Below are 12,468 nucleotides of genomic sequence, written 5' to 3'. Positions count from 1 at the left end.
TGAAGTTGCGATCCCCAGCCTCGCCAGGAAATTGTGAAGAGATCAGGAAGCCGCTGATGCGAATCGTCAATGTCGCCGCCGCCCAGATGGGCCCGATTCAGAAAGCCGACAGCCGCGAGGCCGTGGTCAAGCGCATGATCGCGCTGATGGACGAGGCCAAAAGCAAGGGCGCCGACCTGATCGTTTATCCCGAACTGGCGCTGACGACGTTCTTCCCGCGCTGGTACGTCGAGGACCGCTCCGAGTTCGACATCTGGTTCGAGCGTGAAATGCCGAACGCAGCGACCAAGCCCCTGTTCGAGCGCGCTGCGCAGCACGGGATGGCGATGAATTTTGGCTATGCCGAGCTGACGCCGGACGGACATCATTTCAATACCGCCATTCTCACGGATAGGTCCGGCAAGATCGTCGGCAAATACCGAAAGGTCCATCTCCCCGGCTATGTGGAATACGACGCCAAGCGTACGCACCAGCACCTGGAGAAGCGCTATTTCGAGCCGGGCGATCTCGGCTTCAAGGTCTGGCGCGAGCTCGGCGGGATCATCGGCATGGCGATCTGCAACGACCGCCGCTGGCCCGAAACCTATCGCGTCATGGGCCTGCAGGGCGTCGAGATGGTGCTGATCGGCTACAACACGCCTTCGGTGAATGCGGAGAAGAGCGAGGAGGGCGTCGAAAAGCGCCTGTTCCACAACCGCCTCTCGGTGCAGGCCGGCGCCTACCAGAACGCGACCTGGGTGGTCGCGGTGGCCAAGGCCGGCGTCGAGGATGGCCATCCGCTGTTCGGCGGCAGCCTGATCGTCGATCCCAACGGCGAGATCGTCGCGGAAGCGAAGACCGAAGATGACGAAGTCCTGGTTCATGCTTGCGACCTCGATGCCACGACCTTCGGCAAGACCACAATCTTCGATTTCGCCCGGCACCGCCGCATCGAGCATTATGGTCTGATCACCAGCCAGACCGGCGCGGTGCCGCCGCCGGAGACGTGACGACGATGGCGGACAACAGCATCTCCCTGCGCGAGCTTGACGCGCGTGACCGCTACAAGCTGCTCTGCGGCGTCGTGGTGCCGCGGCCGATCGCACTGGTGACGACGCTCGACGAGAACGGCGCGGTCAATGCCGCGCCTTTCAGCTTCTTCAACGTCTTCTCGGAAAGCCCCGCGCTGATCGTGCTCGGCCTCCAGCACAAGCCGGATCACTTGCCGAAGGACACGACCCGCAACATCCATCGCGACGGCGAGTTCGTCGTGCACATGGTGGACGAAGCGCTGTCGGCTGCGATGAACGACTGCGCCGTCGACTTCCCGTCGGGGGACAGCGAGGTCACCGCGACCGGGCTCGCCACGCTTCCCTCGATCGACGTGAAGGTGCCGCGCCTTGCGGCGGCACCGTTCGCGCTGGAATGCCGGCGCCATGTGGTGCTGACCTTCTCGCCCGATCGCGAACTTCTGGTCGGCGAGGTCTTGCGGGTTCATGCCCGCGAGGGCCTCGTCGACAAAGCCAACATGTATGTCGATCTCGAGGCCTACCGCCCTATCGGCCGCATGTTCGGCAATCTCTACACCACGCAGCGGGACACGTTTGCGCTTGTCCGCGAGAGCCATGCGCAATGGCTCGCGCGCCAGGGTGCCAAAGAGCTGAAGGACGCCTAGTGAGCCGAGAACTGCACCGTGCCCAGCGCCATGGCGACGGCCGCCTGCGTCGGGTCGATCACGGGAATGCGCAGCGCCTCTTCGAGCGGGCGGCGGTGGCGCGCCATGCCGGCGCATCCCATGACGATGGCACGGGCGCCGTCCTCGTCGCGCAGCGCGCGGCCGACCTCGATCATTTTCGCCAACGTGCCTTCGCCCGAGGCCGTTTCCGCGACGCTCATGTTCAGCGGCCGCTCGCCGGCGAGACGGTCGGTCAGGCCCATCTGCCTGAGATAGCGCATGTGGCGCGGGATCGAGCGTTGCGCGATCGCTATGACGCCGAAAGTTTCGGCACGGGAAAGCGCCGTCAGCACGCCGCACTCGGCAATCCCGAACACGGGACGGTCGGTGCCTTCACGGCAGACCTGAAGCCCGGGATCGCTGTAGCAGGCGATGACGAAGGCGGCCGAGCTGTTGTCGCTTTCGACGAGCTTTCGCAGCGGCATCGCGACGCTGTCGACGTCCGCCTGGCTTTCGATGCCGAACGGACCCTCGGCCAGCGTCTGGCAGACCACCTCCGGCCCGCCTTCGAAGTCGAGCGGCTTCAGCGCATCCTCCAGCCCTTGCGTGACCTTGTGGTTGGAGTTCGGGTTGATGACGAGAATGCGCGGACGGGTCATGATGGTCTTCCTGCAAAATGGAGATCACTTGCTTCAGGCATATCATGGAGTGCCTCATGACTGAACCAGTTTACGACCTGATCATCCGCGGTGGCCGCGTCGCCACCACGACCGACGTGTTCGAGGCCGACGTCGCCATCTCCGGCGAAACCATCGCGGCCGTCGGAAAGGGCCTTCCCCCCGCCAAGCGCGAGATCGACGCGCGCGGCAAGCTGGTGCTGCCCGGCGGCGTCGACAGCCACGCGCATATCGAGCAGCTCTCCGCTGCCGGCATCATGAATGCCGATACGTTCGAGAGCGCAACCGTCTCTGCCGCTTTTGGTGGCACCACCACGGTGATTCCGTTTGCCGCCCAGCATGTCGGGATGAAGCTGCCGCAGGTGGTGGAGGACTATCACGCGCTGGCGAAGAAAGGGGCGGTGATCGACTACGCCTTTCACATGATCATCGCGGACGCGACGAAGGAAACAGTCGAGGAGCACATTCCCGCGCTGGTGAAGCAGGGCCATGCCTCGATCAAGATCTTCATGACCTATGATCGCCTGAAGGTGGACGACGAGCCATTGCTCGACATTCTTCTGGCCGCGCGTCAGTCCGGCGCGATGCTGTGCGCCCATGCCGAAAATCACGGCATCATCGCCTGGATGGTGAAGCGGCTGCTGGCGCGCGGCTACACCATGCCGAAATACCACGCCGTCAGCCACGCCCGCGTGTCGGAGGCGGAAGCCTTCACCCGGTTGATCGGCATGGCGGCGCTGATCGACCAGCCGATCATGATCTTCCACGTCTCGACCGCCGAAGGCGCCAAGGTCATCCGCGACGCGCGCGGGCAGGGGCTGAAGGTCTTTGCCGAGACCTGTCCGCAATATCTGTTCCTGACCGCTGCTGATCTCGACAAGCCCGGCTCCGAGGGTGCCAAGTGGATGTGCAGCCCGCCGCCGCGCACGCATTCAGACCAGGAGGCGCTGTGGCAGGCGCTGTCGCTCGGCGATCTCCAGACCATCTCGTCGGATCACGCGCCGTATCGCTACGACGAGACCGGCAAGCTGCGCGCCGGGCCCAATCCCAACTTCAAGCAGGTCGCCAACGGCCTGCCGGGCCTGGAGCTGCGGCTGCCGCTGCTGTTCGACGCGATGGTGTCGAAGGGACGGCTGGGTCTCGAAAAGTTCGTCGAGCTCACCGCGACCACGCCTGCAAAAATCTACAATCTGCATCCGCGCAAGGGCTCGATCGCCGTCGGCGCCGACGCCGACATCGCGATCTGGGATCCCAATCGCGAGGTCACGATATCGGACGAGATGATGCACGATCTCACCGGCTACACCCCGTTTGCCGGCCGCAAGCTGAAGGGTTGGCCGGTGACGACGCTCTCGCGCGGCCGTGTGATCATCGAGGGCGACAAGTGCCTCGCCTCCGCCGGCAGCGGAAAGTTCCTGGCGCGCAGTGGTGGCGAGGCGGCGAAACCGACCGGCCGGCTCGTTGCGGACATGGATCCGGAGCGGAATTTCGGGGCAGAACTGCTGTGACGGTGGATCGCGCGCGATGAAGATCGTCATCTTCGGTGGCACCGGCTTTGTCGGCCTCAATCTCGCTGAGGTGCTGCTGGCGCGCGGGCACGCGGTGACGCTTTATGATCGCGCGCCATTGCCTCCGGCTGCGGCGCGATCGCTGGCCGATGGTCGCGAGCGGCTCAAGGTCGTCCAGGGTGATATCACCGACGCGGACGGCATCGATGCTCTTATTGCCGGGGGCTGCGATGTCATCGTGCTCGGCGCCGCGATCACGGCGGGTGATGAGCTCGAGAGGGCATCGCCCGCGCGTGTTCTCGAGATCAACGTGATGGCGCAGATTCCGATCCTGCAAGCGGCGATCCGTCACGGCGTGCGCCGCGTCGTCAATCTGTCCTCGGCCTCCGCCTACGGCGCATCGGGCACGCGGTTCGAGGTCTTGGGCGAGGACACGCCCTGCGATCCCGTCTCGTTCTATGCCATCAGCAAGTTCACCTCGGAGCGATCGGTGGCGCGGCACGCCGAGCTGTTTGGCGGCGATTTCCTCAGCGTGCGGCTGAGCGCCTTGTTCGGTCCGTGGGAGCGGGCCGGAGCGGTGCGCGACACGCCGAGCCTCCAGTTCCAGAGTCTTGCCGCGTTTGCGCGCGGTGAGCCGGCCCTTCTTCCTGCGCCTGGCTTAAAGGACTGGACCTACGCGCCGGACGCTGCCGAGGCCGTGGCCGTATTGATCGAGGCCGAACGGCCGCGCTATCGTCTCTACAATATCTCCAGCGGCGCGGCCTGGTCGGCACTGCAATGGGGCGAGGCGTTTGCGGCGCTGCATCCCGGGCTGGAGTGTCGGCTGGCGGAGCCGGGCGAGACAACCTTCATCAAGCTGCACGGCGGCGATCGCGCGCCGCTCTCCGTCGCGCGGATGGCCGACGAGTTCGGCTGGCGCGCGCGGTTCGGCTGCGCCGAGTCGGCGGCCGCGATGAGCGCCTGGTGGATGCAGCACAAGGAGGGAATCTGACATGCGGCTGCAGGGGCGCACCGCCATCATCACCGGAGCAGGCTCGGGCATCGGCCGGGCCAGCGCAAAACTGTTCGCGGAAGAGGGCGCGCGCCTTGCTCTGGTCGATCGTGATGCCGCTGGCCTCGAGGAAACGCTGAGCCTGGTCGGTGAAGCGACCACGCATGTCGGCGACGTCGGCGATGCCGCTTTCGCTGAAACTGTTGTCGGCGAGGTCATCGCGCGCCACGGTAGGCTCGACATTCTGATGACGGCAGCAGGCTTTTCCTGCGGCGGCACCGTGTTAACGACGAGCCTGGAAGACTGGGACGCGGTGTTCCGTGCCAATGTCGGCGGCACCTGGCTGTGGGCACGCGCCGCGGTGCCGCAGATGCAGCGGCAGAACAGCGGCTCGATCATCACGCTGGCCTCGCAGCTCGCCATGGCCGGCGGCAAGGGCAACAGCGCCTATATCGCCGCCAAGGGCGCGATCGTCAGCCTGACGCGGACCATGGCGGTGGACTTCGCCGCCGACGGCATCCGCGTCAACGCCATTGCGCCGGGCGCGATCGATACGCCGATGCTTCGCCGCAGCTTCGCCCGTCACGCCAATCCGGACGAGGTGCGGGAGGCCTCGCGCAACCGTCACGCCATGAAGCGGTTCGGCGCGGCGGAAGAGATCGCGCAGACCGCGCTGCATCTCGCCAGCGACGCGTCGTCCTTCACGACCGGGACAGTGGCTGTCGTCGACGGAGGCTGGCTCGCAGCATGAGTGAGGCGCTGGCAAAACTCGAAGCGGACGTGCGCGCCGATCTCGCCAGGATCGCGCATCCCGGTGCTGCATGGCTCGAACCGAAGACCGGGCCGGACGGCAATGCTGCGCTGGACGTGCTCATCATCGGCGCCGGCCAGTCCGGCATCGCCATCGGCTTCGGCCTGATGCGCTCGCGCGTCAGCAACATCCTGCTGATCGACAAGGCCGAGGAGGGGAAGGAGGGCCCGTGGCTCACCTATGCCCGGATGCCGACGCTGCGCAGCCCGAAGGATTACACCGGCCCCGACCTCGACATCCCGAGCCTTACCTACCAGTCCTGGCACGAAGCCCGTTTCGGCAAGGAGAGCTGGCAGACGCTCGATCTGATTCCGCGCGCGCACTGGGCCGAGTACCTGCTGTGGCTGCGGCGCACCGTCAATCTGCCGGTGCGCAATGGCTGTGAGCTTCTGGAGATCGCGCCGGCGGCCGATGGCCTGCTGGCCGCACGTGTGGTGCAGGCAGGACGCATCGAGACGTTCCACGCCCGCAAGATCGTGCTGGCGACGGGGCAGGAGGGCATGGGTGGCTGGATCATCCCCGAGCAGCTCGCGCATCTGCCTGCGGGCTCCGTCGCGACCGTCGCCGACGACGTCGATTTCGACGGCCTGCGCGGCAGGCGCGTGGCCGTGATCGGCGCCGGCGCTTCCGCCTTCGACAATGCGGCGACAGCGCTGGAGGCGGGCGCCGCCGAGGTGCACCTGCTGTGTCGCCGCGCGCAGATCCAGGTGATCCAGCCCTACCGGTGGCTAACCTTCCGCGGCTTCCTGCGTCATCTCAGCGATCTTGACGATGCCTGGCGCTGGCGCTTCATGCGCAAGATCCTCGAAATGCGCGAGGGATTCCCGCAACCCACCTACGACCGTTGCGCGCGACATGCCAACTTCGTACTGCACGAAGGCGCACCGGTCGAAGCGGCGCGCAAGACCGATAACGGCGTTGAACTCCAGACGCCGCGCGGCATCGTCACCGCCGATTTCGTCATCTGCGGCACCGGCATCGACATGAACTTTGCCGGCCGCGGCGAGCTCGCCGGATTCGCCGGCAACATCGCCAGCTGGGCCGATCGTTACGAGCCACCCGAGAGCGAACGCAACGAACGGCTCGGCCGCTTTCCCTATCTCGCCGATGACTACGCCTTCACCGAGCGCGTGCCCGGCAAGACGCCGTGGATCTCCAACATCCATCTCTTCGCCATCGCCTCGACCATGAGCTTTGGTCCATCGGGATCGTCGATCAACGCGATGACCACGGCCGTGCCGAAGCTCGTAAATGGGCTGACGCGCGGCCTGTTCCGCGCCGATCTTGACCGGCACTGGGCCTCGCTCAGCGCCTATGACGTGCCGCAGGCGGTGGTTACGCGGCCGGCGCGAACAATGGAGGAGCAGCGATGATCATCCATGCCCCGCCGCAGCAAAGATTGGCGCGCAACTTGCTTCTTTCTTGACCAGCTTTGGCGACCTTCCTGTTCGAAAAATTCAAGGGAAAACGAATGCGTTTTGTGTCTTTCAGATCCGCGACTACGATCCTCGCCACCACCGCGCTGTTGCTGATCGCGACCGCGCCGTCGCACGCGCAATCCAGGGCGGAAACGCTGCGCTATGTGACCGGCGCATCGGTCAACACGCTCGATCCAAACATCCCCGGCGCGACCCGCGAGTCCTTCGGGCTCAGCATGAGCACCTACGATCGGCTGGTGTCGTTCGGTCGCAAGCAGCTCAACGGCAAATGGGTGTTCGATCTCGACACCATCAAGGGCGAGCTCGCCGAATCCTACGACGTCAGCCCCGATGGCCTGAAGATCACCTTCCGCCTGCGCAAGGACGCCAAGTTCCAGGACGGCTCGCCCGTCACCGCTGAGGACGTGAAATGGTCGCTCGATCGCTGCGTCACCGCGCCGATCCTCGGAAAGGCGCAGCTGTTGACGGGATCGCTCACCTCGGCCGACCAGTTCAAGGTGATCGATCCCCTGACGATCGAGGTGACGCTGCCGAAGCCCGACAAGCTGGCGCTGCCCAATCTCGCCACCGTCTATCCGATGATCATCAACTCGAAGCTGGCAAAGGCGCATGCGACGGCGGACGATCCGTGGGCGATGGCCTGGCTGAAGGAGAACACCGCCGGCAGCGGCGCCTATGTGGTCGAGACTTTCAAGCCCGGCGAGCAGGTGACCCTCAAGCGCAACGAGGCCTGGAATCGCGGTTCTCCCGACCGGCCCGCCTTCTTCAAGCGCATCATCGTGCAATCGGTGCCGGAGCCGGCGACCCGCGCCAATCTGGTCGAACGCGGCGATGCCGATATCGTACTCGATCTCCAGGCGAGCGACGTCCAGTCGCTCGAAGCCAAGGGCAAGCTGAAGGTGGTCTCGACGCCGCAATACAACGCGATCAGCTACGTCTCGATGAACAACCAGATCCCGCCGTTCGACAACGTCAACGTCCGCCGCGCCATCGCGTTCGCGCTGCCCTACGAGGACATGTTCAAGGCCGCCTTGTTCGGCCGCGGCATGCCGCTGTACGGCGCCAGCTGGCCGGACGGCAAACCGCTGAACGGAATCTATCCGTTCCAGCAGCCGGTCAAGCTCGACCTCGAGAAGGCAAGGGAATATCTCAAGGCCGCCGGCTTCCCCGAGGGCTTCTCGACCACCTTCAGCTTCAACGTCGGATGGGCCTCCCAGGCGGAGCCGATGGCCGCGCTGATCAAGGAGTCGCTCGGCAAGATCGGGATCAAGGTCGACATCCAGAAGCTGCCTGACGCGCAGATGTCGACGCTGATCAACGAGAAGAAAGTGCCCTTCTTCACCGAAGGCATCGTCGCCTGGCTGCCGTCGACGGATTATTTCTACCGCAACTTCTACACCGGCAATCAGCGCTGGAACTACTCGTCGATCAACAATCCCGACCTGGCCGCGATCGCGCAGGGAGCCCGCTTCGAGCCGGACAAGGCCAAGTACGAGGAGGCCGGCCGCAAGCTCAATGCGATGCATTTCGACCTGATGCCGCAGATCATGCTGTGGCAGCCGAACCAGGATGCGGTGATGGCGGCCACCGTCGAAGGCTACACCTACGAGTTCCACCGCCAGGTCGACTATCGCAATCTGAGCCGCAAGTAGCTGCCGAAAGCAGGAGAGGTGCCGAAACGTGAAGACCGGTCTTGGTGCAACGATAATACGGGCGGGCAGGCGGCTGCTGTCGTCGCTGCCGGCGCTGTTCGGGGTGCTGGTCTTCACCTTCCTGCTGATGCGCGTCCTGCCGGGCGACCCCGCGGTGTTCTTCGCCTCGGGGCCCAACGCCGGCAAGGAGGAGATCGAGCAGATCCGCAAGCAGATGGGGCTCAACAAGTCGGTGCCGGAGCAGCTCGTGTTCTATCTCTCCGACATCAGCCACGGCAATCTCGGCCGCTCCATGATGACGGGACAGCCGGTGCTCAAGGATCTGCGCGAGCGGCTGCCGGCCTCGCTGGAGCTTACCTTGACCGCGCTGCTGATCGCGCTGATCGCGGCGGTGCCGCTCGGCGTGCTGGCGGCGCTGCGGCCGGGATCGATCGTCGATCACGGCGTGCGGCTGTTCTGCGCGCTCGGCGTCTGCGTGCCGACCTTCGTCTCGGGCCTGCTGCTGATCTACGTCTTCTACTATCTGCTCGGGCTTGCGCCTGATCCGACCGGGCGGATCGACGTCTTCACCTCGCTGCCGCCGCAACGCACCGGCTTTCTGTCCATCGATTTCCTGCTTGCCGGCGATCTCGAGGGCTGGTGGGCGGCCTGCAAGCAGCTGATCCTCCCCGCAGCCAGCATGGCGCTGTTCGTGATCGCGCCGCTGGCGCGGATCACGCGCGCTTCGATGCTGGTCTCGCTCGGCAGCGATTTCGTGCGCACCGCGCGCTCGGTCGGATTGTCCTGGCGCAAGGTGGTGGTGACTTATGCGCTGCGCAATGCGATCCTTCCCGTCATCACCATCGCCGGCATCGTGTTCTCGACCATGCTGGGTGCCAACGTGCTGGTTGAGAAGGTGTTCTCCTGGCCGGGCGTCGCCTCCTACGCGCTCGATGCGCTGCTGTCCTCCGACTATGCGCCGGTGCAGGGCTTCGTGCTGCTGATGGCGAGCCTGTTCGTGCTGGTCAACCTCGTGGTCGATATCTGCTACGGCATCGCGGATCCCAGGGTGTCGATCGGATGACCAGCGCAACCCTCCGCCATTCGGTCTGGATCCTGCGCGGCAATCCGCTCACGGCCGTCGCCGCGGCCGGGGTGACGCTGTTCGTCCTGATCGCGATCTTCGGTCCCTGGATCGTGCCTTACGATCCCATCGCCTCGAACGTGTCGGAAGCCCTGCTGCCGCCGAGCGCGGCGCATCTGGCCGGCACCGATCAGCTCGGGCGCGACGTGTTCAGCCGGCTCATCATTGCCGCGCGCCTCGACCTTGCCATCGCCGTCTCCGCGGTCGGCATCTCCTTCGTGATCGGGGCCGTGGTCGGTGCGTTCTGCGGCTATGCCGGCGGCCGGCTCGATCGCGCCGTCGGCCGCTTCGTCGACGTGATGATGGCGTTTCCGCTGTTCGTGCTGGCGATGGCGATGGTGGCTGCATTGGGCAACCGGATCGAGAACATCGTGATCGCCACCGCGATCATCAATCTTCCCTTCTACATCCGCTTCGCGCGCGCCGAGGTCAACGTCAGGCGTAATGTCGGCTGGGTCGAGGCCGCCCGCGCCTGCGGCGAGAGCCATTTTTCCGTGGTGCTGCGTTTCCTGCTGCCGAACATTCTGCCGGCGATGGCGGTGCAGATCTCGCTCAATCTCGGCTGGGCGATTCTGAACGCGGCAGGCCTCTCCTTCATCGGCCTCGGCGTCAAGCCGCCGACGCCGGAGTGGGGCATCATGGTCGCCGAAGGCGCCCGCTTCATCTCGACGGGGCGGTGGTGGCTGGTGGCCTTTCCGGGCCTCGCGCTGATGATGGCGGTGCTGTGCTTCAACCTCCTCGGCGACGGCATGCGGGACATTCTCGATCCGCGGATGCGCACATGAGCGAGGAACTGCTCAGGATCGACGACCTCCACGTCTCATTCTCGACGCGGCGCGGGATGGTCGAGGCCGTGCGCGGCGTGACGCTCACCGTCAAGCCGGGCGAGATGCTCGGCCTCGTCGGCGAGAGCGGCTCGGGCAAGTCGGTCACCGGCTTTGCGACGACGCGGTTGCTCGATGCCGCCGGGCGCGTCACCGGCGGCAGGATCCTGTTCCGCGGGCAGGACGTCACCAAGCTCAGAGGCGACGACCTCCGGCAGCTGCAGGGCGCCGCGATGTCGATGATCTTCCAGAACCCGCGGGCGGCGCTCAATCCGATCCGCGCCATCGGCCTCCAGATCGCGGATGCGATCCTGACGCACAAGCGCATCTCGAAGGAGGCCGCGCGCGCCGAGGCGCTGGACCTGCTGCGCGCGGTCCAGATTCGCGATCCCGAACAGCGGATGAGTGCCTATCCGCACGAACTCTCCGGCGGCATGTGCCAGCGCGTCATGATCGCGATTGCGATCTCCTGCAATCCCGCACTGTTGATCGCCGACGAGCCGACAACGGGGCTCGACGTCACCACGCAGAAGGTGGTGATGGATCTGCTGGCAGAGATTGCCGCCGCACGAGGCATGGCCACGATCCTGATCACGCATGACCTCGGCCTCGCCGCACGCTATTGCCGGCGCATCGCGGTGATGGAGCGCGGCCGCATCGTCGAGGAGGCGAGCCCCGGCAAGCTCTTCAGCACCCCGCAGCATCCCTATACGAAGCGCCTGGTCGCGGCATCGCCGACGGCGACGTCACGGATCGAAGACCTCGTGACTGAGGAGGAGAGAGAGCGTTACAACGCCATTCTCGACAAGCCACGGCCGGTGCTGCCACACGGCACGCCGCCGCTGCTGGAGGTGCGCAAGCTCGCAAAGCGTTTCGACCAGGGCTCCGCCGCAGTTGCAGACTTCTCGATGAGCATGGCCGGCGGCGAGAGCGTCGGGCTGGTTGGCGAATCCGGGTCCGGCAAGAGCACGACCTCGCGGATGATCTGCCGCCTGATCGACCCGAGCGAAGGCGACATCGTGTTCGACGGGCAGTCGATCGGGCACGTGGCGTCGCGCGATTTTCATCGCTCGCCGCTGCGCAAAGACATCCAGATGGTCTTCCAGGATCCGAACGAGAGCCTCAATCCGCGTTTCACCGCCTTCGACTGCATCGCTCATCCCCTGCTGCGGCTCGGCGGCATGCGGGCCGGTGATGCGCTGCGCCAACGGGTCGAAGAATGCGCCGATCGCGTCGGGCTGCCGCTGGATTTGCTGCCGCGCTTTCCGCACCAGCTCTCGGGCGGGCAGAAGGCCCGCGTCGGCATCGCCCGTGCCATTGCCTGCCGTCCGCGGCTCCTAGTGCTGGACGAGCCGACCGCCGCGCTCGACGTGTCCGTGCAGGCGGTGGTGTTGCAGCTGCTCGACCGGCTCAGGCGCGAGAACGACATCGCCTTGCTGTTCGTCAGCCACGATCTCAACGTGGTGCGCATGCTCTGCGACCGCACCATCGTGCTGCGCAATGGCGGCATCGTAGAGCAGGGCGAGAGCCGGGCGCTGTTCGACAATCCGAAGACCGATTACACGCGCAAGCTGGTCGAGGCGATCCCGCATATCGAGACGGGACCGGCGCTGGCGGCCGCGCTCTGAAGCCGGGGCCGGTCAGAAGGCAGGCAATCGCATACGGGAGCGATATCGCCTGTGGCCATCCTTCGAGACGCCCGCCGTTGGCGGGCTCTCAGGATGAGGACGGAGTGCGTTGCGCTCGCTTCAATGAGCACCGATGCCGTTTAGCCTCATCCTGAGGGCCC

General features: G+C 65.6%; 11 protein-coding genes. 10 read left to right on the top strand and 1 reads right to left on the bottom strand.

The genetic code is table 11. The annotated features are described in order from the left end of the window. Positions 1–56: 56 nt before the first annotated feature. Positions 57–989, top strand: coding sequence for an N-carbamoyl-D-amino-acid hydrolase (locus AC3WLX_RS06065; RefSeq protein WP_492335092.1), 933 nt, complete (start codon positions 57–59; stop codon positions 987–989). Positions 990–994: 5 nt separating this feature from the next. Next, complete coding sequence (locus AC3WLX_RS06060; RefSeq protein ID WP_492335091.1) at positions 995–1,654, top strand: flavin reductase family protein; 660 nt, start codon at positions 995–997, stop codon at positions 1,652–1,654. On the opposite strand, the gene AC3WLX_RS06055 is transcribed toward AC3WLX_RS06060, so the two are convergent. Next, a complete protein-coding gene (locus AC3WLX_RS06055; RefSeq protein WP_492335090.1) occupies positions 1,651–2,313 on the bottom strand; it encodes an aspartate/glutamate racemase family protein in 663 nt (220 codons plus the stop codon). The genes AC3WLX_RS06060 and AC3WLX_RS06055 overlap by 4 nt on opposite strands. 56 nt (positions 2,314–2,369) lie before the next feature. On the opposite strand from AC3WLX_RS06055, the gene hydA reads away from it, so the two are divergent. The 8 genes from hydA to nikE all read left to right on the top strand — a co-directional run bounded on the left by hydA (position 2,370) and on the right by nikE (position 12,307). Continuing rightward, a complete protein-coding gene (hydA, locus tag AC3WLX_RS06050) occupies positions 2,370–3,839 on the top strand; it encodes a dihydropyrimidinase (protein WP_492335089.1) in 1,470 nt (489 codons plus the stop codon). A gap of 16 nt (positions 3,840–3,855) precedes the next feature. After that, positions 3,856–4,830, top strand: a complete 975-nt coding sequence (locus AC3WLX_RS06045) for an NAD-dependent epimerase/dehydratase family protein (RefSeq protein WP_492335088.1) — start codon at positions 3,856–3,858, stop codon at positions 4,828–4,830. Position 4,831: 1 nt separating this feature from the next. Beyond that, positions 4,832–5,581 carry an SDR family oxidoreductase gene (locus AC3WLX_RS06040; protein ID WP_492335087.1) on the top strand — a complete coding sequence of 250 codons (750 nt, stop codon included), beginning with the start codon at positions 4,832–4,834 and terminating at the stop codon, positions 5,579–5,581. Beyond that, a complete protein-coding gene (locus AC3WLX_RS06035; RefSeq protein ID WP_492335086.1) occupies positions 5,578–7,014 on the top strand; it encodes an NAD(P)-binding domain-containing protein in 1,437 nt (478 codons plus the stop codon). The genes AC3WLX_RS06040 and AC3WLX_RS06035 overlap by 4 nt, the downstream gene beginning before the upstream one ends. Before the next feature lie 98 nt (positions 7,015–7,112). Then, positions 7,113–8,732, top strand: a complete 1,620-nt coding sequence (locus AC3WLX_RS06030) for an ABC transporter substrate-binding protein (protein WP_492335085.1) — start codon at positions 7,113–7,115, stop codon at positions 8,730–8,732. A 28-nt stretch (positions 8,733–8,760) separates the two neighbouring features. Then, on the top strand, positions 8,761–9,795 hold the full coding sequence (locus AC3WLX_RS06025) for an ABC transporter permease (RefSeq protein WP_492335084.1): 1,035 nt from the start codon (positions 8,761–8,763) through the stop codon (positions 9,793–9,795). Then, positions 9,792–10,640 carry an ABC transporter permease gene (locus AC3WLX_RS06020; protein ID WP_291626292.1) on the top strand — a complete coding sequence of 283 codons (849 nt, stop codon included), beginning with the start codon at positions 9,792–9,794 and terminating at the stop codon, positions 10,638–10,640. The genes AC3WLX_RS06025 and AC3WLX_RS06020 overlap by 4 nt, the downstream gene beginning before the upstream one ends. Further along, positions 10,637–12,307: a nickel ABC transporter ATP-binding protein NikE gene (nikE, locus tag AC3WLX_RS06015; RefSeq protein ID WP_492335083.1), complete on the top strand. Its 1,671-nt coding sequence runs from the start codon at positions 10,637–10,639 to the stop codon at positions 12,305–12,307. The genes AC3WLX_RS06020 and nikE overlap by 4 nt, the downstream gene beginning before the upstream one ends. The last annotated feature ends 161 nt before the right edge of the window (positions 12,308–12,468 follow it).

This window comes from Bradyrhizobium sp. FW305-F6 (assembly GCF_058782905.1).
The sequence above is the reverse complement of the archived record's forward strand: the minus strand, read 5'-3'. Positions and strand labels throughout refer to the sequence as shown.

Excerpts from the sequence above, each read along its gene's own strand:
- AC3WLX_RS06060 (WP_492335091.1), top strand. The coding sequence starts at position 995 with ATGGCGGACAACAGCATCTCCCTGCGCGAGCTTGACGCGCGTGACCGC.
- AC3WLX_RS06040 (WP_492335087.1), top strand. The coding sequence starts at position 4,832 with ATGCGGCTGCAGGGGCGCACCGCCATCATCACCGGAGCAGGCTCGGGC.
- AC3WLX_RS06035 (WP_492335086.1), top strand. The coding sequence starts at position 5,578 with ATGAGTGAGGCGCTGGCAAAACTCGAAGCGGACGTGCGCGCCGATCTC.
- AC3WLX_RS06020 (WP_291626292.1), top strand. The coding sequence starts at position 9,792 with ATGACCAGCGCAACCCTCCGCCATTCGGTCTGGATCCTGCGCGGCAAT.
- AC3WLX_RS06030 (WP_492335085.1), top strand. The coding sequence starts at position 7,113 with ATGCGTTTTGTGTCTTTCAGATCCGCGACTACGATCCTCGCCACCACC.
- hydA (WP_492335089.1), top strand. The coding sequence starts at position 2,370 with ATGACTGAACCAGTTTACGACCTGATCATCCGCGGTGGCCGCGTCGCC.
- AC3WLX_RS06045 (WP_492335088.1), top strand. The coding sequence starts at position 3,856 with ATGAAGATCGTCATCTTCGGTGGCACCGGCTTTGTCGGCCTCAATCTC.
- AC3WLX_RS06065 (WP_492335092.1), top strand. The coding sequence starts at position 57 with ATGCGAATCGTCAATGTCGCCGCCGCCCAGATGGGCCCGATTCAGAAA.
- AC3WLX_RS06055 (WP_492335090.1), bottom strand. The coding sequence starts at position 2,313 with ATGACCCGTCCGCGCATTCTCGTCATCAACCCGAACTCCAACCACAAG.
- nikE (WP_492335083.1), top strand. The coding sequence starts at position 10,637 with ATGAGCGAGGAACTGCTCAGGATCGACGACCTCCACGTCTCATTCTCG.